The sequence below is a fragment of the Rhizobium altiplani genome (assembly GCF_001542405.1).
Lineage (GTDB): Bacteria > Pseudomonadota > Alphaproteobacteria > Rhizobiales > Rhizobiaceae > Rhizobium > Rhizobium altiplani.
Genome location: NZ_LNCD01000123.1, coordinates 127,897 through 148,017 on the forward strand (window position 1 = coordinate 127,897; position 20,121 = coordinate 148,017).

Annotated in this window: 17 protein-coding genes; 6 read left to right on the forward strand and 11 right to left on the reverse strand. The window is 60.2% G+C overall.

What is annotated here, in order from left to right; all coding sequences use genetic code 11:
* Positions 1 to 10 precede the first annotated feature (10 nt).
* The 8 genes from kdpB to AS026_RS28980 all read right to left on the reverse strand — a co-directional run bounded on the left by kdpB (position 11) and on the right by AS026_RS28980 (position 7,225).
* A complete protein-coding gene (gene kdpB, locus AS026_RS28950) occupies positions 11 to 2,098 on the reverse strand; it encodes a potassium-transporting ATPase subunit KdpB (RefSeq protein WP_025657982.1) in 2,088 nt (695 codons plus the stop codon).
* Between the two features lie 42 nt (positions 2,099 to 2,140).
* Entirely contained in the window at positions 2,141 to 2,296 is a 156-nt protein-coding gene (locus AS026_RS42490; protein WP_018855977.1) for a hypothetical protein, read from the reverse strand.
* 9 nt (positions 2,297 to 2,305) lie between these two features.
* On the reverse strand, positions 2,306 to 4,009 hold the full coding sequence (kdpA, locus tag AS026_RS28955) for a potassium-transporting ATPase subunit KdpA (protein ID WP_062373821.1): 1,704 nt from the start codon (positions 4,007 to 4,009) through the stop codon (positions 2,306 to 2,308).
* Between the two features lie 61 nt (positions 4,010 to 4,070).
* Complete coding sequence (gene kdpF, locus AS026_RS28960) at positions 4,071 to 4,160, reverse strand: K(+)-transporting ATPase subunit F (protein WP_037214584.1); 90 nt, start codon at positions 4,158 to 4,160, stop codon at positions 4,071 to 4,073.
* 434 nt (positions 4,161 to 4,594) lie between these two features.
* Positions 4,595 to 5,248 (reverse strand): CDP-alcohol phosphatidyltransferase family protein, encoded by a 654-nt coding sequence (locus AS026_RS28965; RefSeq protein ID WP_062373824.1) that lies wholly within the window; start codon positions 5,246 to 5,248, stop codon positions 4,595 to 4,597.
* Positions 5,245 to 5,637, reverse strand: coding sequence for a hypothetical protein (locus AS026_RS28970; RefSeq protein ID WP_062373828.1), 393 nt, complete (start codon positions 5,635 to 5,637; stop codon positions 5,245 to 5,247). The genes AS026_RS28965 and AS026_RS28970 overlap by 4 nt, the downstream gene beginning before the upstream one ends.
* Positions 5,634 to 6,584, reverse strand: coding sequence for a phosphatidate cytidylyltransferase (locus AS026_RS28975; RefSeq protein WP_062373831.1), 951 nt, complete (start codon positions 6,582 to 6,584; stop codon positions 5,634 to 5,636). Before AS026_RS28975 ends, AS026_RS28970 begins: the two co-directional genes overlap by 4 nt.
* On the reverse strand, positions 6,581 to 7,225 hold the full coding sequence (locus tag AS026_RS28980; protein ID WP_062373834.1) for a lysophospholipid acyltransferase family protein: 645 nt from the start codon (positions 7,223 to 7,225) through the stop codon (positions 6,581 to 6,583). The genes AS026_RS28975 and AS026_RS28980 overlap by 4 nt, the downstream gene beginning before the upstream one ends.
* A gap of 240 nt (positions 7,226 to 7,465) precedes the next feature.
* Here AS026_RS28980 and AS026_RS43755 point away from each other — a divergent pair, with 240 nt between their 5' ends.
* The 6 genes from AS026_RS43755 to AS026_RS29010 all read left to right on the forward strand — a co-directional run bounded on the left by AS026_RS43755 (position 7,466) and on the right by AS026_RS29010 (position 14,649).
* A complete protein-coding gene (locus tag AS026_RS43755) occupies positions 7,466 to 7,747 on the forward strand; it encodes a DUF6074 family protein (protein ID WP_312867209.1) in 282 nt (93 codons plus the stop codon).
* A 444-nt stretch (positions 7,748 to 8,191) separates the two neighbouring features.
* Positions 8,192 to 9,355 carry an isovaleryl-CoA dehydrogenase gene (locus tag AS026_RS28990; RefSeq protein WP_062373837.1) on the forward strand — a complete coding sequence of 388 codons (1,164 nt, stop codon included), beginning with the start codon at positions 8,192 to 8,194 and terminating at the stop codon, positions 9,353 to 9,355.
* Between the two features lie 36 nt (positions 9,356 to 9,391).
* Complete coding sequence (locus AS026_RS28995; protein ID WP_062373840.1) at positions 9,392 to 10,999, forward strand: carboxyl transferase domain-containing protein; 1,608 nt, start codon at positions 9,392 to 9,394, stop codon at positions 10,997 to 10,999.
* Between the two features lie 7 nt (positions 11,000 to 11,006).
* Positions 11,007 to 12,992, forward strand: coding sequence for an acetyl/propionyl/methylcrotonyl-CoA carboxylase subunit alpha (locus tag AS026_RS29000; protein WP_062373844.1), 1,986 nt, complete (start codon positions 11,007 to 11,009; stop codon positions 12,990 to 12,992).
* Positions 12,992 to 13,873, forward strand: coding sequence for a hydroxymethylglutaryl-CoA lyase (locus tag AS026_RS29005; RefSeq protein WP_062373847.1), 882 nt, complete (start codon positions 12,992 to 12,994; stop codon positions 13,871 to 13,873). The genes AS026_RS29000 and AS026_RS29005 overlap by 1 nt, the downstream gene beginning before the upstream one ends.
* Complete coding sequence (locus AS026_RS29010) at positions 13,873 to 14,649, forward strand: crotonase/enoyl-CoA hydratase family protein (protein ID WP_062373850.1); 777 nt, start codon at positions 13,873 to 13,875, stop codon at positions 14,647 to 14,649. The genes AS026_RS29005 and AS026_RS29010 overlap by 1 nt, the downstream gene beginning before the upstream one ends.
* A gap of 158 nt (positions 14,650 to 14,807) precedes the next feature.
* On the opposite strand, the gene AS026_RS29015 is transcribed toward AS026_RS29010, so the two are convergent.
* The 3 genes from AS026_RS29015 to AS026_RS29025 all read right to left on the reverse strand — a co-directional run bounded on the left by AS026_RS29015 (position 14,808) and on the right by AS026_RS29025 (position 19,803).
* Positions 14,808 to 15,710, reverse strand: coding sequence for an alpha/beta fold hydrolase (locus tag AS026_RS29015; protein WP_062373853.1), 903 nt, complete (start codon positions 15,708 to 15,710; stop codon positions 14,808 to 14,810).
* A gap of 210 nt (positions 15,711 to 15,920) precedes the next feature.
* Complete coding sequence (locus AS026_RS29020; protein WP_062374252.1) at positions 15,921 to 16,631, reverse strand: alpha/beta fold hydrolase; 711 nt, start codon at positions 16,629 to 16,631, stop codon at positions 15,921 to 15,923.
* A gap of 1,057 nt (positions 16,632 to 17,688) precedes the next feature.
* The gene (locus AS026_RS29025) at positions 17,689 to 19,803 is read right to left on the reverse strand and encodes a carboxy terminal-processing peptidase (protein WP_062373856.1); all 2,115 of its coding nucleotides are present in this window, start codon (positions 19,801 to 19,803) and stop codon (positions 17,689 to 17,691) included.
* Between the last annotated feature and the right edge of the window lie 318 nt (positions 19,804 to 20,121).

The following is a 20,121-nucleotide window of genomic DNA, read 5'->3' on the forward strand; positions in this document are numbered from 1 at the left end:
TGTCAACTCCTTAGGCGAGACCGATGGCTGTGATGACCATGTCGATCGCCTTGATGCCGATGAACGGGACGATGATACCGCCGACACCGTAGATCAGCAGATTGCGGGACAAGAGCGCGCCGGCGCCGATTGCGCGGTATTTCACGCCCTTCAGGGAGAGCGGGATCAGCGCGACGATGATTAGCGCGTTGAAGATGATGGCCGACAATATGGCACTCTGTGGCGTGGCCAGTCCCATGATGTTCAGGACGCCAAGCTGCGGGTAGAAGGCCAGGAACATCGCCGGGATGATGGCAAAATACTTGGCGATGTCATTGGCGATCGAGAAGGTCGTCAACGCGCCACGGGTCATCAGCAGCTGCTTGCCGATCTCGACGATCTCGATGAGTTTCGTCGGATCGCTGTCGAGGTCGACCATGTTGCCGGCTTCGCGAGCGGCGACCGTGCCGGTATTCATGGCCACGCCGACGTCGGCCTGGGCGAGGGCAGGGGCGTCGTTCGTGCCGTCGCCGCACATGGCGACGAGCTTGCCTTTGGCCTGCTCCTCGCGGATCAGCGAGAGCTTGTTCTCCGGTGTCGCCTGCGCCAGGAAATCGTCCACGCCGGCTTCGGCGGCGATTGCTGCTGCCGTCATCGGGTTATCGCCTGTTATCATGACCGTGCGGATACCCATCCGGCGCAGTTCGGCGAAGCGCTCGCGGATACCGCCCTTGACGATGTCCTTGAGCTGGATGATGCCGAGCAGCTTGCCGTCACGGGCGACTGAAAGCGGCGTGCCGCCTGCCTTGGCGATTTCGTCGGCAATTGCCTGCAGTTCCCGCACGGTCTCGGTGTTGGTGCGGATGGCGATCGCTGCATTGCCTGAAGCCGGTGCCGATGCGGCGCCAACATAGGCGAGTACGGCATCGACGGCCCCCTTACGGATCGAAGAGCCCTCGACATCCACGCCGCTCATGCGCGTCTGCGCGGTGAAGGGCACGAAAGCGGCCTTCAGGCTGGCCATGTCGCGGCCACGGATGCCGTATTTCTCCTTGGCGAGCACGACGATCGAGCGGCCTTCCGGTGTTTCGTCGGCGAGCGATGCCAGTTGCGCGGCATCGGCAAGGTCCTGTTCGGAGATGCCGTGAACGGGGCGGAAGGACGTGGCTTGGCGGTTGCCGAGCGTGATCGTGCCGGTTTTGTCGAGGAGCAGCGTGTCGACGTCGCCGGCTGCCTCCACGGCGCGACCGGACATGGCAAGCACGTTGAAGCGCACCAGACGATCCATGCCGGCGATGCCGATAGCCGACAGAAGCGCGCCGATGGTCGTCGGAATCAGCGTCACGAAAAGCGCGACGAGGATGATGATCGGGATCGAGCCACCGGCATAGCTTGCAAAGCTTGGGATGGTCGCGGTGGCCAGAACGAAGATCAGCGTCATCCCGGCAAGCAGGATGTTGAGGGCGATCTCGTTCGGGGTCTTCTGACGTTCGGCACCTTCGACAAGCGAGATCATGCGGTCGAGGAAGGTGTGCCCCGCGGCCGCGCTGATACGAACGCGAATCCAATCGGACAAAACCTGCGTACCGCCGGTAACGGCCGAGCGGTCGCCGCCGGACTCGCGGATGACAGGGGCGGACTCGCCTGTTATCGCGGCCTCGTTGACAGATGCGACGCCCTCGATGACTTCACCGTCCGAGGGAATGATGTCGCCAGCCTCGACGAGGACAAGATCGCCGACCTTCAGGCTCGTGCCCGGAACGAGGCGGTAGCCGGTGCCGTTGTTGGCCGTCAGCAGCTTTGCCTGGGTTTCGGTGCGAGCCTTGCGCAGCGAGTCCGCCTGCGCCTTGCCGCGGCCTTCGGCAACGGCTTCGGCGAAGTTGGCAAAAAGCACGGTGAACCAGAGCCAAAGGTTGATCTGGAAGGAAAAGCCAAGATTTCCGCCGCCCGTGACGAGATCACGGACGAACAGGATCGTGGTCAGCGCCGAAACCGTTGCTACGACGAACATGACGGGGTTCTTGGCAAGGGTGCGCGGGTTCAGCTTCTTGAAGGCGGCGCCCACGGCCGGAATGAGAATGCGAGAATCCATGATGCTCGCTGATTTTGCCTGGCTCATAAGAGACTCCAGCTTGAAAAGAGTAAGGCGACCGTGTTGCGATCAGCCGTGTAGGATCCGAAGTACCGCGGCGATGACGAGGAGGCCGGCGAGCATCACTAGAATGATGTCGGAGGCGCGGGTCATCCGCTGGCTGTCACGTCCCGGCGAACCGGGACGTGCGTTGAAGGATTTGCGAAGCTTGTGACGAAGGATCATTGCTTCACCTCAAAAGGTCTGGCCGGCGATCATGACCAGGTGCTCGACGACCGGGCCAAGCGCCAGCGCCGGGAAGAAGGTCAGTCCGCCGACGATCAGGATCGTGCCCGTCAGGAGGCCGACGAAGAGCAGGCCATCGGTCGGGAACGTGCCTGCCGAGGCGGGGACGGTCTTCTTGGTGACCAGCGAGCCGGCAATCGCAAGCGCTGGGATGATCACCAGGAAGCGGCCCATCAGCATGTCGAGGCCGAGCGTGATGTTGTACCAGGGTGTGTTGCCGGTGAGGCCGCCGAAAGCCGAGCCGTTGTTCGCGGCACCGGACGTGTAGGCGTAGAGGATTTCGGAGAAGCCATGTGGTCCGGCCGTGCCGATCGAGGCGACGGCGGAGGGCAGCACACTTGATATCGCGGTAAAGACCAGCATGGCGAGCGGCAGGCAAAGAATGGCAAGCACGGCCATCTTCATCTCCTTGGCTTCGATTTTCTTGCCAAGGTACTCGGGCGTGCGGCCGACCATCAGGCCCGCCACGAAGACAGCGACGATGATGAACATCAGGATGCCGTAGAAGCCCGCGCCAACACCGCCGACGATGACTTCGCCAAGCTGCATGTTGATGAGGGGGATCAAGCCGCCGAGTGCCGTAAAGCTGCCATGCATTGCGTTAACGGCACCGCAGGAGGCAGCCGTCGTGATCACCGCAAAGAGCGAGGACATGGCGACGCCAAAGCGGACTTCCTTGCCTTCCATGTTGCCGCCCTGCAGGCCGAAGGCGTGCATCAGCGGATTGCCTGCAGCTTCCGCCCAGTAGACGACAACGACGCCGGCTAGGAACAGGATACCCATGGCGCCGAGGATTGCCCAACCTTGACGCTGGTTGCCGACCATTCGACCGAAGACGTTGGTCAGCGCCGCACCGATCGCAAAGATCGTCACGATCTGAATGAGGTTCGAGATAGCGTCCGGGTTTTCGAAGGGGTGCGCGGAATTGGCGTTGAAGAAGCCGCCGCCGTTGGTGCCGAGCATCTTGATGGCAAGCTGCGAGGCCACCGGGCCGAGGGCGATCGTCTGCTTGGCGCCTTCGAGCGTCGTCGCGTCGACGTAAGGGCCAAACGTCTGCGGTACACCGAGGTAGACATAGACCAGCGTCAGCACGATGCAGATCGGCAGGAGAATGTAGAGCGTCGCACGGGCCATATCGACCCAGAAGTTGCCGATCGCCTTGCCCGATGCACGCGAGAAGGCGCGGATGAAGGCGATGGCGATCGCAATGCCGGTCGCTGCTGACAGGAAGTTTTGGACGCTGAGCCCCATCATCTGGGTCAGATACGACATGGTGCTTTCGCCGCCGTAGTTCTGCCAGTTGGTGTTTGTGACGAAGCTGACCGCCGTATTGAAGGAGAGGTCCGATGGCACCGATGCCATGCCTGCGGGATTCAAAGGCAGGACAGCCTGAAACCGCATAAGCGCGTAGAGCAGGAGCACGCCAAGCAAGTTGAATGCGAGCATGGAAAACGCATAGGAGGTCCAGTGCTGCTCTTCGCGTTCGCTGGTGCCGGCAAGCGCGTAAAGTCCCCGTTCAATCGGAGCGAGGACGGGTGAGAGAAACGTGCGTTCGCCATTGAAGACGCGTGTCATGTAACCGCCGAGCGGTTTGACGAGCACAATGATGATCCCGCAGTAAAGTAGGATCTGAAGCCATCCGTTGAGGGTCATGGGAGGTAACTTTCAATACCCGATTTGTTTCGCCGGTCGCGCCTTGGGAGGAGGCGCGATTCTAGAAGCGTTCGGGGCGAATGAGAGCGTAGGTGAGGTAAACCGTGAGGAACACGGTGACGGCACTACTGAGAATATAGTCGAGTGTCATGGCGCTTCTCCGGTTAAAGTCGGTCGCAGGCTTTGGTGTAAGCGAAGCAGAGGGCGAAAAATACGATTGCTGTGGCGAGTAGAACTATGTCCATCATCGATCGTGACTCCTGTTGTTCTTCTGGAGTCAGGCAAGACAAAGGGCGCCATCCTCAGGATGGCACCTTTTATGCTTTCTGGCTGGAGATGATCCTTGGATCTCTCGGACATTAATATGCGGTCGAACCGCATAAGCGTTCGAGATCGGCGGCGGGCCGCGGATATAAAAATCTTATAAATGCCGATGGAAGAAAAATGCCTCGCCGAAGCGAGGCTAGTCCAAGGCCGCTTCGGGGAAAAGAAGAAGCGGCGCGGTTGTTGTATTGCTGGTGCGCTCGACTGCAAAGCGCACTTTCGAGCTTTTCGGTACGCCTGACGAGGATTGAGTGAAGGGCGTCAATTGCCCGCGTGGCCACCTTTCAGATTCCGAACGACGTTTCTGCCCCGTCGCAGCGCCGTGAAGGCAGCACCGATCGTAATCAGCCAGAGGGCAGCGAGTAGAACCTGATTGTGCCCGCTCCAAAACGGCTCGAGGATCGAGAGGATTGCCGCAGCCGTGATTGTCGCCATTCGGTGTTGTTTTGCCATCGGGCCGGAGAAGTCGCTCGGCGTCCCGGTTGCTCGACCGAGCTCGCGAACATAGGCCGTCAATACGGCAAAAGATGCCGCCGCCCAGCCAAGGCCGGGCGATCCGATGCCATACCCAACACCGGCCAGGATCAGGATGTCGGCGACGCGGTCGGGGAATTCGTTCCAGAAGGGGCCGTCCGCTGCGCCCTTGCCGCCCTCAACGGCAACCATACCGTCGAAGAGATTGCACAACAGCCGCAATTGGCAGAACGCGGCCGCGAGAACGAGGAGGAGCGGTCTTGTCCACCCGTCATCCCGTCCCGCAAGGAAGAACGCGCCGCCGGCCAATGCCGCGGCGACCATGCTTGCCTGAGAGATTTGGTTCGGCGTGACCGACCGTGTCGCCAGCCATTGCGCAATGCGCTTTGCCCATTGCGTGTCTCTGCTTGCCAGCGGCCGGCGATCGCCCGTTTCCGTCATGCCACGATCCTCTCTTGGTAGACAAAGTAATTGTAGACTGCCGCGTAGGTCGTCGAGACGGTTAGCGGCACCGCTATGGTTTTCAGGATTTCCGGGGTGCCGCTCAACGCATGGATCGAGATCAGCACGGCAGTCGATGCCAGACATGCGATCAGCGGCGGTGCCCAGAGACCGGCGCGCCCTTTGAACTGTTTTGCGAGCCGCTCGATAACCGTCTTGAGAAAGAAGGTGAGGCCGGCCGAGAGTGCGCCCTGCACAAGGCCGGCAAATAGGGCTCGCTGCAGCGGGTGGCTGCTGTTGGCGAAGACCGCCCAGCCGCCCATGGCGACAAATGCGAAAAGCACATGTATCGCACTGCTCTGGGCCAGCCGACGGACCGGCGTCATCATGTGATCGACCACCAGTAGCGGACAATGTGAAAGAAGATCGGCGCGGAAAAGACGACGGAATCGAGCCGGTCAATCAGTCCGCCGTGGCCTTCGATCAGGTGACCCCAGTCCTTGACGCCGCGATCTCGCTTGATCGCCGACATGACGAGGCCGCCGAAAAAGCCCATCATGGTGATAACGAAAGCCATGACCCCGGCCTGGAGCGGCGTGAAAGGTGTGATCCACCATAGGGCGGCACCGATCAACGTCGCGCTAAAGACGCCCCCGACAAAGCCTTCCACGGTCTTTGAAGGCGACAGGCTTGGTGCGATTTTTGTTCGACCGAACAGCTTGCCCCAGACATATTGGAGCACGTCGCTGAGCTGCACGATGATCACCAGGAAAGCGATCAGCAGAACGTTGCGGCCTTCGTAGCCGGGGATCGTCAGCGTCAGCAGCGCCGGAACGTGGGAGGCGCAGAATACGCAAATCATCAGCGCCCATTGGACTTCGGCAATGCGTATCAGGAAACGCTCGGTATCGCCGCGCAGTACGGAGATGATCGGCATCAAGAGGAACGCGTAGACCGGAATGAAGATCGAGAAGATGCCGTATTGCCTCTCCCACAAAAGCCAATACTGCAGCGGCAGGACGACGAAGAAGGCGGCTGCGAGCGCCCAGTGATCGGCGCGTTTGGTGTCGGTCAGCGTAATGAACTCGCGTAGTGCCGCGAAAGAGCAGAAGCCAAACAGCAGCAGCACGCCGATCCGACCGGCAAGAAAGGCAAGGCCGATCAGGATGGCCATGATCCACCACGCCTTGATGCGTGCGTTCAGGTTCTCGATCGCGGCATTCGACTGGCCGGCCGGCAGTCGGCGCTGCAGCAGGTAGCCGATGGTCGACGAAACAATCAGGAGCGTGAAGATGCCAAGGACGAGTGTCCACAGGTCGGCGTTCGCTGCGTTCATTCTTTACCGCCCAGGTGTTTTGGTGACAGATCAAGCAGCGCCGTCCGCGCCCTGTCGAGGAAGGTTTCCTTGGTCTCGCCGGCGTCGATCCGAATGGCGTTGCCGAAGGTCACGGTGCAGATGAAGGGGATCGGGACGATCTCGCCTTTTGGCATGACCCGATTGAGATTGTTGATCCAGACCGGCACAAGCTGAATGTCCGGCCGGGTCGAGGCGAGATGGAACAGTCCGCTCTTGAACGGCAGCAGCGGCGCATCTGTCTGGTTGCGCGTTCCTTCGGGAAAGAGGATCAGCGACGCTCCGGAATCGACCACTTCGGCCATGACTTCAATCGGATCGCGTGTGCGCTTGTCGCGGTCCCGCTCGATAAGAACTGCGTCGAAGACGTTGCAGCCGATGAAGCGGTTGATCGATGACTTCAGCCAATATTCCGCGCCAGCGACGGGGCGTGTCTTCCGTCTCAAGCTCGGCGGCAGGACGGCCCAGACCAGGATGAAATCGCCATGGCTGGAGTGATTGGCGAAGTAAACACACTGGCCCTGGGGAATGCCGTCATTCGGCCAGATAGCGCGAACCGCGGTAATGGCGCGCGCGAACACCACGATTGCCGCCGCAACAGGCTTCGCAACTACACGTCTCACTGATTTCAGCCCCCTCGCTGCACCAATAAAGCAGCCTGCAGAAGCCTAGCGGCATTTCCGATGGTTCGGAAGTCCTGCTTGTGGCGGAGACCGTGTCGATGCCCGCTTTGACCGCCGCGATGAATTGAACGCCGCGTTTGTGGGGGCGAAGAGGAAAGCGTTAACCATGGTCAGCTAGGAATGAGTCGGACGCAACGGAATGAGTCGATGTCAGTACAGTCAAACAAGAATCTGCAAGCAATGACGACAAGCGAGATCGTACTTTTCCCGGTCGCTTCACGCGCCGGAGACATTGAACGGTGCGCGACCGAACTGGACCGTCGCCACGGCGAGGATGCAGTACGCTTCTGGAAGACAGAATGCCGCCGGCTGGCTGATGAGCTGACGTCGCTTGGCTGCTCCGAAGCTAAGGTCCGCGAACAGGTCATGACGTTTCAGGCCGAGGTACAGGCCGAGCTGGTTCGCCGTCATCAAGTGCGGGCAATCGCCGAAAGCCGCAGTGGCCGCGCCATAAAGCGCTAGCGTCATAGGTGGCTCATATCGCCACTTGGGCCGTCGATTTTGTCGGACGGCCCTCAGCGGTTGAACGCGTCGTCCCGGCGGCGAATTCTTTCCATATTTTGCGCAGGATGAACCGTCTTGGTTCAGAAATTCCGCGCGCCCGGTGCTAGCATCCCTTTATTCTCACGCGGATCTCTAAAGATCCCGTGCGTCGCCTATCTCGGGAGGAAGGGCGGATGCCGGCCGAAGATCGATCGAATAGTCGCTGGGGCAAACTGGCGGTCAGAAACGTCTGGCCGACCGGAAATGCTTGCCATTTTCGCGTTCTTCAACGAGATTTATCAGGCCGACCGGCAGTGGAGGAGCTGCCGACAAGATACGCGCGTGAAGAACAATGACGGGAGAATGACGACACACGCATACCGGACGCTGTTGTAGTCGCGCGCCGGACTTGGGAGGGAAGGCATGTATTCTGGTGGTTTGAGATTTGGTCTGGCGGACGAGATCGAGGCGCTCCGCGACAGCGTTCGACGTTTCGCGACGGAGCGCATTGCACCGCTCGCTGCCGAGACGGACAGCAGCAACAGTTTTCCAACGCCACTCTGGCGCGAGATGGGTGAGATGGGACTGCTCGGGATCACGGCCGAGGAGGCCTATGGCGGCGCCGGCTTGGGATACTTGGCCCATTGCGTCGCGATGGAGGAAATCAGCCGCGCTTCCGCCTCCGTCGGCCTCAGCTACGGCGCCCATTCCAACCTTTGCGTCAATCAGATCAGCCGCAATGGAACGGACGAGCAGAAGTCGCGTTATTTGCCGAAGCTCATCTCCGGCGAACATGTTGGCGCACTCGCCATGTCCGAGCCGGGCGCCGGATCCGACGTCGTTTCGATGAAGCTTCGGGCGAAGAAGCGAGGCGACAGCTACCTCCTCAACGGCAACAAGATGTGGATCACCAACGGCCCGGATGCCGATGTGCTGGTGGTTTACGCGAAGACAGACCCTGATGCGGGTCCGCGTGGCATCACGGCTTTCCTCGTCGAGAAAGGCTTCAAGGGCTTTTCAACTGGCCCGAAGCTCGACAAGCTTGGCATGCGCGGCTCCAACACCTGCGAATTGATCTTCGAGGACTGCGAGGTTCCCGCGGCAAATGTGCTGGGCACACTCGGCGGTGGTGCGCGCGTTCTGATGTCGGGGCTCGACTATGAACGTGTCGTCCTCTCCGCTGGACCGATCGGCATCATGGCCGCCTGCATGGATGTCGTCGTGCCCTATCTTCACGAAAGAAAGCAGTTCGGCCAGGCGATCGGCGAATTCCAGCTGATGCAGGGAAAACTCGCCGATATGTACGTAACCATAAACACGGCGCGCGCCTATGTCTACGCGGTTGCGGCGGCCTGCGATCGCGGCGAGACGACGCGCAAGGATGCTGCCGGCTGCATTCTTTATGCCGCCGAGAAGGCGACGCTGTTGGCGCTTGAGACAATCCAGGCGCTCGGGGGGAATGGCTACACGAACGATTATCCCGCCGGCCGGTTGCTGCGTGACGCCAAGCTCTACGAGATCGGTGCCGGAACCTCTGAGATCAGACGCATGCTGATTGGCCGCGAGCTCTTTTCCGAAACGGCCTGATCCGAACGTTTCATCCGACAACCATCCTGGTGACCAATGACGGTTTTGAAGTCGCAGATTTCGACGAATTCGGAGAACTTCAGGACAAATCGCGCGGCGATGGCCGAAGCTATCCGTGCCATCGAGGACGCAGCCTTGAGTGCGGCCAATGGGGGCGGACTTGCAGCGCGCGAGCGTCATGTTACCCGCGGCAAGATGCTACCACGGGATCGGATCGCCGCCCTGCTCGATCCGGCTACGCCTTTTCTCGAAATCGGATTGACCGCAGCCCACGGCATGTACGGCAATGAGGCGCCGGGTGCTGGGCTGATAACCGGCATCGGCCGCGTTTCAGGGCGCGATTGCATGATCGTCTGCAACGACGCGACCGTCAAAGGCGGCACCTACTTTCCGATGACGGTAAAGAAGCACCTGCGCGCGCAGGAAGTCGCGGCCCAGAACAATCTGCCCTGCATTTACTTGGTGGATTCGGGCGGCGCGAACTTGCCGAATCAGGACGAGGTCTTTCCGGATCGCGATCATTTCGGCCGGATATTCTACAATCAGGCCAATATGTCGGCGGCAGGAATTCCACAGATCGCCGTCGTCATGGGCTCGTGTACGGCAGGTGGTGCCTACGTGCCTGCCATGTCCGACGAGGCAATCATCGTCGAGGGGCAGGGGACGATCTTTCTCGCCGGCCCGCCGCTGGTGAAGGCCGCAACCGGCGAAGTCGTTTCGGCCGAGGACCTTGGCGGTGGCGATGTGCACACAAGGCTCTCCGGTGTCGCAGACCATCTTGCGCGAGATGACGCGCATGCCCTGGCATTGGCGAGGCGCGCCGTCGCCAATCTCAATCGATCCAAGGCGGGTGGCGTCGAGCGCCAGGCGGTTGAGGCACCACTGTTCGATCCCTCGGAAATCGCAGGGATCGTCCCGGCCGACCTGCGCGTGCCCTACGACGTGCGCGAAGTTATCGCCCGTATCGTCGACGGCTCGCGTTTCGATGAATTCAAGGCGCGCTACGGGACGACGCTGGTCTGCGGCTTTGCACATGTCCATGGTATCCCGGTGGGCATTGTCGCCAACAACGGCGTGCTGTTCTCCGAGTCGGCCCTGAAGGGCGCCCATTTCGTGGAGCTCTGCTCGCAGCGCAGGATACCGCTCGTCTTCCTGCAGAACATCACCGGCTTCATGGTTGGCCGCAAATACGAGACCGAAGGCATCGCGAAGAATGGTGCGAAGCTCGTTACCGCGGTCGCAACGACCGGCGTGCCAAAGGTGACGATGCTGGTTGGCGGTTCCTTCGGTGCGGGCAACTATGGGATGGCCGGTCGCGCCTTCTCGCCGCGCTTTCTCTGGACATGGCCGAACAGCCGCATCTCGGTCATGGGCGGAGAGCAGGCGGCCGGCGTGCTTGCGACTGTGCGGGGCGAGGCGCTCTCCCGTGCCGGCACGCCATGGACACCGGAGGAGGAGACCAGTTTCAAGCAGCCGGTGCTCGATCTTTTCGAACGGCAAAGCCATCCGCTCTACGCGTCGGCGCGGCTATGGGACGATGGGGTGATCGACCCGGCCAAGAGCCGCGACGTGCTCGGTCTCTCGCTGTCTGCGGCGCTGAATGCACCGATTGAAGAGACGCGCTTCGGCCTGTTCCGGATGTGAGGTAGCGATGTTCCAGAAAATTCTCATCGCAAACCGTGGCGAGATTGCTTGCCGGGTGATCCGAACCGCCAGGCGCATGGGGATCGCCACGGTGGCGGTCTATTCGGATGCCGATGTTGGGGCGCTGCACGTCGAGATGGCCGACGAAGCGGTTCGGCTGGGGCCCGCGAGCGCGCAGGAGAGTTACCTCTCGATCGAGCGGATCCTTTCTGCGGCGCAGCGAACTGGCGCCGAAGCCATTCATCCTGGTTACGGGTTTCTCTCGGAGAATGCAGACTTCGCCGCAGCCGTAGAGGCGGCAGGCATTGTCTTCATTGGGCCGCAGCCGTCGTCCATTCGTGCCATGGGATTGAAGGATGCCGCAAAGGCGTTGATGGATCAGTCGGGCGTGCCGGTCGTTCCCGGCTACCATGGCGAGGAACAAGACGACGGGTTTCTCGCCGATCAGGCGACCCTGATCGGGTACCCCGTGCTGATCAAGGCACGCGCGGGTGGCGGCGGCAAGGGCATGCGCCGCGTCGACAGCGAGGAGGATTTTCCCGAAGCACTTGCTGCTGCGCGGCGAGAGGCGAAGGCCGCATTCGGCGACGATGCCGTTCTGATCGAGCGCTACCTCATTCGCCCGCGCCATATCGAGGTTCAGATCTTCGGCGATCGGCACGGCAATGTTGTGCATCTTTTCGAACGTGATTGTTCGCTCCAGCGCCGCCATCAGAAGGTGATCGAAGAAGCGCCGGCGCCGGGAATGACGCCGGAGATGCGTCGTGCCATGGGTGAAGCCGCGGTACGCGCGGCGCGTGCCATTTCCTATCGTGGTGCCGGCACCGTCGAGTTCATCGCGGATGTCTCGAACGGCCTCTGGCCGGATCGTTTCTATTTCATGGAGATGAATACCCGTCTTCAGGTCGAGCATGCCGTTACCGAAGCGATTGCCGGGATCGATCTCGTCGAGTGGCAATTGCGTGTGGCGTTCGGCGAGCCGCTGCCGAAGAAGCAGTCGGAGCTTGAGATCTATGGCTGGGCCTTCGAGGCCCGGATCTACGCGGAGGATGCGGCCAAAGGCTTCCTGCCCGCGACGGGGACGATCAGGCATCTGGATTTTCCGGAGGTTACGGCGCGGATCGATGCCGGGATCCGTCCGGGCGATACCGTCTCGGCTCACTACGATCCCCTGATCGCCAAGATGGTCGTACACGGGCCCAGCCGGAGTGTCGCCCTGTTGCGACTGACCAGGGCCTTGCAGAGCTCGCATGTCGTCGGTGTCACCACCAATCTCGAGTTCCTCGCCAGATTGAGCGAGCAGGACGAATTTGTCGCTGGCCATCCGGATACCGGGCTGATCGATCGCAATCTTCAATCTCTGACCGCGCTCGAGCCGCCTGCGGACACGGTGATCGCGCTTGCTGGCGTGTTGTCACTGGGTACGCTTGCGCGATCATCGGATAGCGATCCCTGGCTGACGCTGGGACATTGGCAGCTTTGGAGCGAGATGCAGCGCATCGTCGTTCTGACCTATGAAGGAGGGCATTCAACGCTACGGATTGCGGCCAAGGGTTTCGATTTCTTCGCCGTGCATGATGGACGGCGGGTCATTCCCGTGAAGATCGTCAGCCGGCAGGACGATGGTTGCCGGGTGGAGGTCGATGCCCGGCAGGTGCAGGTCAAGGCCAGTATGGCTGCGCATCACCTGGTCGTCAGCGTCGACCACCGAACGCATGTGTTCCATCTCGGTAACCCGCTCGATTTCAGTGCCACGGATGTTGCTGATGGCAACAGACTGATCGCGCCGATGCCGGGCTTTGTGAAGATCGTGCGGACGAGTTCGGGGGCGGAGGTCGCCAAGGGTGATGCGCTTGTCGTCATGGAAGCCATGAAGATGGAGCTGACGCTTGTCGCAGCCCGCGATGGGACGGTGGAAGCCGTCGAGGTGAGCGAAGGGCAGCAAGTCGACGAAGGCGCCGTACTTCTGACGCTGCGGGTAGAGGAGACGTGATGCAGCCCGGAGAATCGTCATTGCTGCCCCGGGACGTCTCGATCGTCGAGATGGCACCGCGCGATGGCCTCCAGAACGAGAAGAACCTGATCCCGACGGCGACGAAGATCGCCCTCATCGACATGATCTCGGAATGTGGTTTCGAGCGGATCGAGGCGACGAGCTTTGTCAGCCCGAAGTGGGTGCCGCAACTTGCTGACGCCGCCGAAGTGATGGCCGGCATCAAGCGCAGGCCGGGGGTCCGCTATGCCGTTTTGACCCCGAATATGAGGGGGTTTGAGGCTGCAATGGCCGCGGGCGCGGACGAAGTCGCGATCTTTGCGTCCGCCTCGGAGAGCTTCTCGCAACAGAATATCAACTGTTCCATCGCCGAGAGTATCGAACGCTTCAAGCCGGTTGCCGAAGCAAGCCGTGCACGTGGCGTTCCAATGCGTGGCTATGTCAGCTGCGTGGTCGAATGTCCCTATGAGGGGGCCATTTCGCCGGATGCGACGGCGCGCGTCGTCGAGAGCCTGCATGCATTGGGCTGCTACGAGATCAGTCTCGGCGACACGATCGGCAAGGGACGACCGGAAGAGGTCGATCAGATGCTGGTAACGGTCCTCTCCTGTGCGCCGGCGACGATGCTTGCGGGTCATTTCCACGACACCGACGGCTGGGCCTTGGACAATATCGGGGTTTCCTTGAAGCACGGGCTGCGGGTTTTCGACGCGTCGGTCGGCGGATTGGGCGGTTGCCCCTATGCTCCGGGCGCAAAGGGCAATGTCGATACTTTGGCTGTCGCTGAGTTCCTTACCCGCAAGGGCTATCGGACCGGGCTCGCGCCGGAGAAGCTGGAAGAGGCCGCCGATTTTGCCCAGAGCCTAAGGAGCGAGGCATAATGCCGAAAACGCTGATGATTTCGATCGACGAACGCGGCGTTGCGCGGCTTGCGCTCACCCGTGAGGACAAGCACAATGCCATGTCCGCCGAAATGATCGACGAGTTGACGGAGGCCGCAAGCGCGCTCGGGTCGGATGGACGGGTGCGAGTCGTCGTGCTTGCTGGAGCGGGCAAGAGCTTCTGTGCCGGCGGTGACCTGGAGTGGATGAGAGCCCAGTTCAAGGCGAGCCGGGCGAAGAGAATCGCCGAAGCGCGGCGGCTGGCGATGATGTTCAAGGCCCTGAACGAGCTTCCGAAGCCGCTCATTGGCTGCGTCCACGGGAGCGCCTTTGGCGGCGGTATCGGGCTGATCAGCGTCTGCGATACAGTGATTGCCTCGGAGGCGGCGCGCTTCGGCCTGACGGAAGTTCGGCTTGGGTTGATACCGGCAACGATCAGCCCTTACGTCGTAGCGCGGATCGGCAGCTCTGCGGCACGATCCCTCTTCGTCTCCGGTCGAACCTTCGATGCTGCCCATGCCAAATCCATCGGTCTCGTCGCCTCTGTTGTTCCCGCTGCGAACCTCGACCGTGCTGTCGACCTCGAGATCGCGGAATTCATCGCGGCCTCACCGGAGGCAGCGACACGCGCCAAGGCCCTTGCGCTGTCTCTTGCGCCGCCCATCACGGAAGAGATCATCGAGAGCGTGATTTCCCAGCTTGCAGATAGCTGGGAGACCACAGAGGCGCAGGCGGGCATAACCGCCTTCTTCGAAAAGCGGCGGTCGAATCCATAACGGGAAGCTTCGAGACCGGTCAGTGGCGGCACGGTGAAGGCGGCGTGTGAGGTCGGATGGCCGAGAGGGCGCGCCAGTTATCCGACATTCGAAGCCAGCTGTGTGTGTACTGGTGCCGTATCCTTCGCCGTTGGAGGAACTGAAACTCGTCCGCGCGGTCAAGTGCGATTGTAAGGGGGACTTGTTCCAGCCAATGTGCTCCCTTCCAGCCTCGAAGAGATACCTTTCCGGGACACCATTGCGTCATCTGCAAAACGACATAGCTCATCGTTGAACCTGGTAGGGTTCTCCAAAAAAGGTGCGTGCCCCGTTGCCGCATACCACGATGCCGTGGCTTCAGGACATAACGCTAGAAGGTGCCGCCCCATCGCCGGCAGGATCACCGTGTCCTCTTGGCCGTGCGTGACAAGGACGGGCACCGCAAGAGCGGTCAGTACATCGTCAGAATCGATCTCGCGGGCCAGCAGCGCAGCCCGGATTTTCGCTGGCACGGCCATGTTCCAGCAGATCGCCGTTTCGAATACCTCGGAAGGCAGTTGCGAATAAGTACACCCGCGCACGAAATTGCGGATTGCTTCGATGTTGCCAGGCAGGTCCTCGCTCGTGGCACCAATGACGTGATCAAGGAAGCCCGGGCCAATCAAGGTGCCGAACCCGGCGTTATTGAGCGTGGTCGCCGCGCCTACAAAGTTGATGCCCGCAACCTTCGCCGTTCCATGGGCGCGGAGGTAGTCGCAAATAATGAAGCCGGCGTAGGACCAGCCCACAAAAACGGGACTGCCGAGGTTGAGTTGATCTACGACAGCGGCGATATCGTCGGCCCAAAGCTGCGGCTCAGTATAATACTCCGTTTCGAGCGGGGCCTCCGACATGCCGTGACCGCGCAGGTCCAGGGCTACGAGGCGAAAATCCTCGGCAAGCATGCTCTCATACTGGTTCTTCCAGCAGAGATGGTTCTGCGACCACCCGTGGATGAAGAGGATCGAAGGAGCGTCCTCTTTTCCCCACTCGCGAACATGCAGTCGCAATCCTGCGCCGCCGGTTACAGTGTGAACCTTCATCGTCGTGCCTCCTCGTCAGCGTCGAGAACTGTAGGAAGCACTTTATTCTGCCGGCGTGAGAAGGAGTGTGGGAGGAATCGTTGAAAATGCCGGGCGGATCGTTGAAAATGCGCCCCTCGGGTGCGATCGCGCTTGAACGAGAGGCGGGAGCCAAACTCGGTTGATAGCGTCTCCAAGACCGTCGGGCGCGCCAAGGCGCCAGTCACAAGGCTACGCTGTTTCGGCGACGAAGCGCGTTACTTCACGAACAAACCGCTCAAAGGCGGGTTCGTTGGCGAGGAGAATGTGGTTGGCGCTATCGAGATCGACAAATCGAGCCCCGGGGATGCCGGTCGCAAACTCCCTTCCGCACTGAAAGGGAACGACCATGTCTTTTCTTGCGTGCAAGACCAGCGTCGGAATCGTCACCTGCGACAGGACATCCGAAACGTCGATCTCTCCGAACGCCTCGTGCAGGCGACCTGCGTTGCTGGGCAAGACAGAAATGCGCTGAAATTCGTCAAACCAATCCATCTGCACCTCGTCCGCCCCTGGAATGAACATTGCAGTGAACAGATGTCGAAAAACCGGATTGTTCTGACCCCATCCTTCCCTGATCAAAGCGGTCATTGCCTCATGCGTGGCCACCTCATGGCTGTCGCTTCGCTTTCGCCAGCCTTTTACAAATCCTCCGTACAGGATGAGCCCCGAAACCCGTTCGGGGTGTCGGACAGCGTAGGCAACGGAGACGGCACAGCTTTGCGATACGCCCAGCAGCGTGAACCGATCGAGGCCCGCCGCGTCGACCACGCTCTCCAGGTCCGCAATCATCGCCGCAAACGAGATATCCTCGGCAATCCAGTCCGAGAGTCCGGTGCCGCGCTCGTCGTAGCGTATCAGCTTCGTCTTCTCCGACAGGGCGTCGATCCAATGCGTCCACACCGGACTTTCCCAATCATACTGGAGATGCGACATCCAATGTGCGGCTCTTACGATCGGTGATCCCCGCCCACACACCGCGTAAGCGATTGTTACCCGATCCGCGGTTTTGCAGAAGCGAATTTCCTGCGATCTTTTGCTGGGCGTCACTGCTGGCCACGGGACATCCGTTTCAAAGTTCCGCGAGATGAAAGCTGATCCAGGCTGTGAAGGTGGAAGTGACCGGAGTGGGACATCGCGAGACCCGTTGCTCACGCCGGAGACTGAAGGCTCCGGCCACTGTTCGGGGCGATCGACGGCGGCAATCTCGTTGGTAAGGCGATCGAGCACCAGGGAATAGACGTTTACTCGCTCAGGTCGGTCTTGCAGGCGTCGAACAAGGGCGCGCAGAATCTCCATGTGCACCCGAAGCGCAATATCCCGGTGACATAGCCGCCACGCTTCAAAGTTTGGGCAGTGCGGGAGGCATAGGCCATCGAGAAATTCACCACGAAATGTCGCGGCAAGCGACTCCAATCTCTCCGTGTCCAAGCGGTCGAGGTCCGCGGGCCTCAGAGAAGCCATACCCTTGAAGTCCACCTCGACCGTCTGGGGGCTGAGGAGAACGGAATTGTGGTCCGCATGCAGACGCACATGACCTTCCGTATTCACGATTGGCCTCAGCTTGTGAAGGCTCCACCTTAAGGAAGACCGAGGGTCGTCCGGAACTTCCCAGAACATCTTGCAAAGATGCTCGCGACGTTGGGCTCTTCCGACGACAGCCAAATAGGCAAGAAGGGCACGGGTTTTCTTTGACTGCGGCAGAGGCAAAAGCTGTCCCTGCTGCGTGACGTTAAGTTCGCCCAATACCTTGATGGTTAGCTGGCCGACCATGATACACTAACCCAACGGAGTGCTCAGCCGACAGCTTAGAGCAATGCAGCTCAAGATAAAATCGGCTTCGCCTACCGTTCGGCCAGCTACGAGCACGGGCCGCCGCAAGTGTATCCGATGGGGCAGTCACCAGAACTCGCTTGCCGAACTCGGTTCGGTTTCCCGCCTGCCACGCCATCGGATAGAGCTATTTTCCGTCGGTGCTTCCCGATAGTTTTGCCGCAGTGTTTGCCTTCCCTTGTAAGTCCGCCTCATCGGCAAGAATGGCGGCGGTCTCGTTCAGCAAGACGTCTTTTGCGTTCTTGCGGGCATTTTCCATGGCAATATCAGCGCTCAGGCTGCGCTCGTTTGACTGCAGGCCATCATCTGAGCCAGAATCTTCGCTATCGCTTGCTTGCGCTTGAGACTTGAGCCGCTCCTCGCGAGCAACCGCTTCCTTGCGACGTTCGGCTTCATTCAGGGAGATAACCCCTTTCTCGCGCTGCGCCTTCAGGTCAGCAATGTCTTTCAACAGTCGTTGGAAGTCCGGGTCGCTCTCGACCCGTGCATCATGGCGGCTTTGCAACGTCGGCAGCGATGCCGCTACAACGTTTGCCGGCGTATATTTCGCAGGCTTGAGTTGCGCCCAGGGCAGGGCGTTATCATAACTGGTCTCGCCGAAGCTTGTCGGATCCGAGAACCCCGGCAAGCTGATATCAGGCGTCACGCCCCGCAGCTGCGTCGTACCGCCGTTGATCCGGAAAAACTGGGCAATCGTCACTTTCAGCTCGCCGAATTCCGGTTTGCTGTTGCGAACCATGTCATCAAGATCGACGACGGTTTGAACGGTACCTTTACCGAAGCTTGGTTCGCCGACGATCACGCCTCGACCGTAATCCTGGATCGCCGCGGCAAAGATCTCCGACGCCGATGCTGATCCGCGATTGATCAGGACGCCCACGGGGCCTGTCCAGACTGGCGCCTTAAAATCAGCGCGTCTCACCGCGACCTTGCCGTCGCTGCCGCGTTGTTGAACGACCGGACCCTTGCCGATGAAAAGACCGGTCAAATCGACCGCTTCGTCTAGTGAGCCGCCGCCATTGTTGCGCAGGTCAATAAGAACGCTGTCGACCTTTTCTTGCTCCAGTTCGCCGAGAAGCTTTGCGACGTCGCGGGTTGCGCTCTTATAGTCCTTGTCGCCTTTGCGCTTGGCTTCAAAATCCTCATAGAATGCCGGTAGGGTGATCACCCCGACTTTACGCGTGACGTCGTCCACTTTCACGGGCAGCACGGTCTTGCTGGCAGCCTGCTTCTCGAGGCTGATTTTGTCGCGCACCAGGCTGATAGTGCGATGGGTGGCATCTGCTCCGGCATCCGCCGGCAGGACGTCCAAGCGCACGACGGAGCCTTTCTTGCCTCGTATCAATTGCACGACTTCATCGAGGCGTGTACCCATCACGTCCTTTATCGCCCCGTCCTTGCCTTGACCGACACCGGTGATGCGGTCTCCAACCGAGAGCTTACCGGATAGCTGCGCCGGCCCCCCAGGCACGAGTTCACGGATTGTCGTGTAGTCGTCGCGTTCCTGTAGCACCGCACCGATGCCAACCAGCGAAAGCTTCATCGCGATATCGAAGTCGGCGGAAGCGGTCGCGCCGAAATAGTCCGTGTGCGGGTCGACCGAGGTCGTATAGGCGTCCATGAACGACTGGAAAACGTCGTCGCTCTTGTACTTGTAAGCGCGCTCGAGCGTGTTTGCGTACCGTTTGTCGAGCGTCTCGCGAATAGCCGCGTCGGCTTTACCGCCTAGTTTCAACCGCAACCAGTCGCTTTTGACGCGCTTGCGCCAAAGCTCGTTGCTGTCGGCTTCCGACTGCGGCCAAGGTTCCTTATCGCGCAGGACGGAAAAATCTTCCTTCGCACCGAAATCGAAGTCCTGCTTAATCAAGGTGCGCGCGTAGTTCATGCGGTCGACAACGCGCTTCTCATACACGTTGAAGATCGCAAACGGGATCTTCAAGTCCTCCCGTTTGATGGAATCGTCGATTTCGTTCCGTTCAGACATGAACTTGTCGATATCCGCTTGCAGAAAGAGCATGTGGTCCGGATCGAGGGACTTGATGTACCGATCCAAGACCTTGGCCGACAAGGCGTCGTCAAGAGGAATGGGTTTATAGCTGAACCGCGTGAGGAATTGCGCACTTAGCTGAGCGGCTTGTGCCTGTTGCTTTTGCGGCTGCAAAACAGGCGGGGACGCGACGTCAGCATATGCAGGCTGTACGATTGCAAGAACTGCACCAAGGAAAACATAGGTTATGCGCATTCAGCGTTGATCCAATTCTTAAGGCCGAGAGTCAATGTGCGATCTAGGTCAAGCAAATTATGGTTTTTTGACAATCGAATCGATCAAATCGCCAATTTCCTGCGGCGGAAAGTCCGTTCGACGGACAGTAAGTGCACCCGTCGCCGGGGTATTGCTGGGAGGAGCCGGAGATTCTGGCAAGCTTTTTTTGTGAGAAAGGTGAAACCATGCTGGCGCACCCCCGCCCCTCCGCAACCGTTCATCTTCGTCACAGTGGAGATCGTAAACCAGCAGATCCGATAGAGGACGGATTCCACAAAGAATGAGTTGACCGTTTTC

What these genes read in the sequence shown, in the direction of transcription:
- kdpA (WP_062373821.1), bottom strand. Translation starts at nt 4,009, where the DNA reads ATGACCCTCAACGGATGGCTTCAGATCCTACTTTACTGCGGGATCATC.
- AS026_RS29025 (WP_062373856.1), bottom strand. Translation starts at nt 19,803, where the DNA reads ATGCGCATAACCTATGTTTTCCTTGGTGCAGTTCTTGCAATCGTACAG.
- kdpB (WP_025657982.1), bottom strand. Translation starts at nt 2,098, where the DNA reads ATGAGCCAGGCAAAATCAGCGAGCATCATGGATTCTCGCATTCTCATT.
- AS026_RS29010 (WP_062373850.1), top strand. Translation starts at nt 13,873, where the DNA reads ATGCCGAAAACGCTGATGATTTCGATCGACGAACGCGGCGTTGCGCGG.
- AS026_RS28975 (WP_062373831.1), bottom strand. Translation starts at nt 6,584, where the DNA reads ATGAACGCAGCGAACGCCGACCTGTGGACACTCGTCCTTGGCATCTTC.
- AS026_RS28990 (WP_062373837.1), top strand. Translation starts at nt 8,192, where the DNA reads ATGTATTCTGGTGGTTTGAGATTTGGTCTGGCGGACGAGATCGAGGCG.
- AS026_RS29005 (WP_062373847.1), top strand. Translation starts at nt 12,992, where the DNA reads ATGCAGCCCGGAGAATCGTCATTGCTGCCCCGGGACGTCTCGATCGTC.
- kdpF (WP_037214584.1), bottom strand. Translation starts at nt 4,160, where the DNA reads ATGACACTCGACTATATTCTCAGTAGTGCCGTCACCGTGTTCCTCACG.
- AS026_RS29000 (WP_062373844.1), top strand. Translation starts at nt 11,007, where the DNA reads ATGTTCCAGAAAATTCTCATCGCAAACCGTGGCGAGATTGCTTGCCGG.
- AS026_RS43755 (WP_312867209.1), top strand. Translation starts at nt 7,466, where the DNA reads ATGACGACAAGCGAGATCGTACTTTTCCCGGTCGCTTCACGCGCCGGA.
- AS026_RS29015 (WP_062373853.1), bottom strand. Translation starts at nt 15,710, where the DNA reads ATGAAGGTTCACACTGTAACCGGCGGCGCAGGATTGCGACTGCATGTT.
- AS026_RS28965 (WP_062373824.1), bottom strand. Translation starts at nt 5,248, where the DNA reads ATGACGGAAACGGGCGATCGCCGGCCGCTGGCAAGCAGAGACACGCAA.
- AS026_RS28995 (WP_062373840.1), top strand. Translation starts at nt 9,392, where the DNA reads ATGACGGTTTTGAAGTCGCAGATTTCGACGAATTCGGAGAACTTCAGG.
- AS026_RS28970 (WP_062373828.1), bottom strand. Translation starts at nt 5,637, where the DNA reads ATGATGACGCCGGTCCGTCGGCTGGCCCAGAGCAGTGCGATACATGTG.
- AS026_RS42490 (WP_018855977.1), bottom strand. Translation starts at nt 2,296, where the DNA reads ATGATCCTTCGTCACAAGCTTCGCAAATCCTTCAACGCACGTCCCGGT.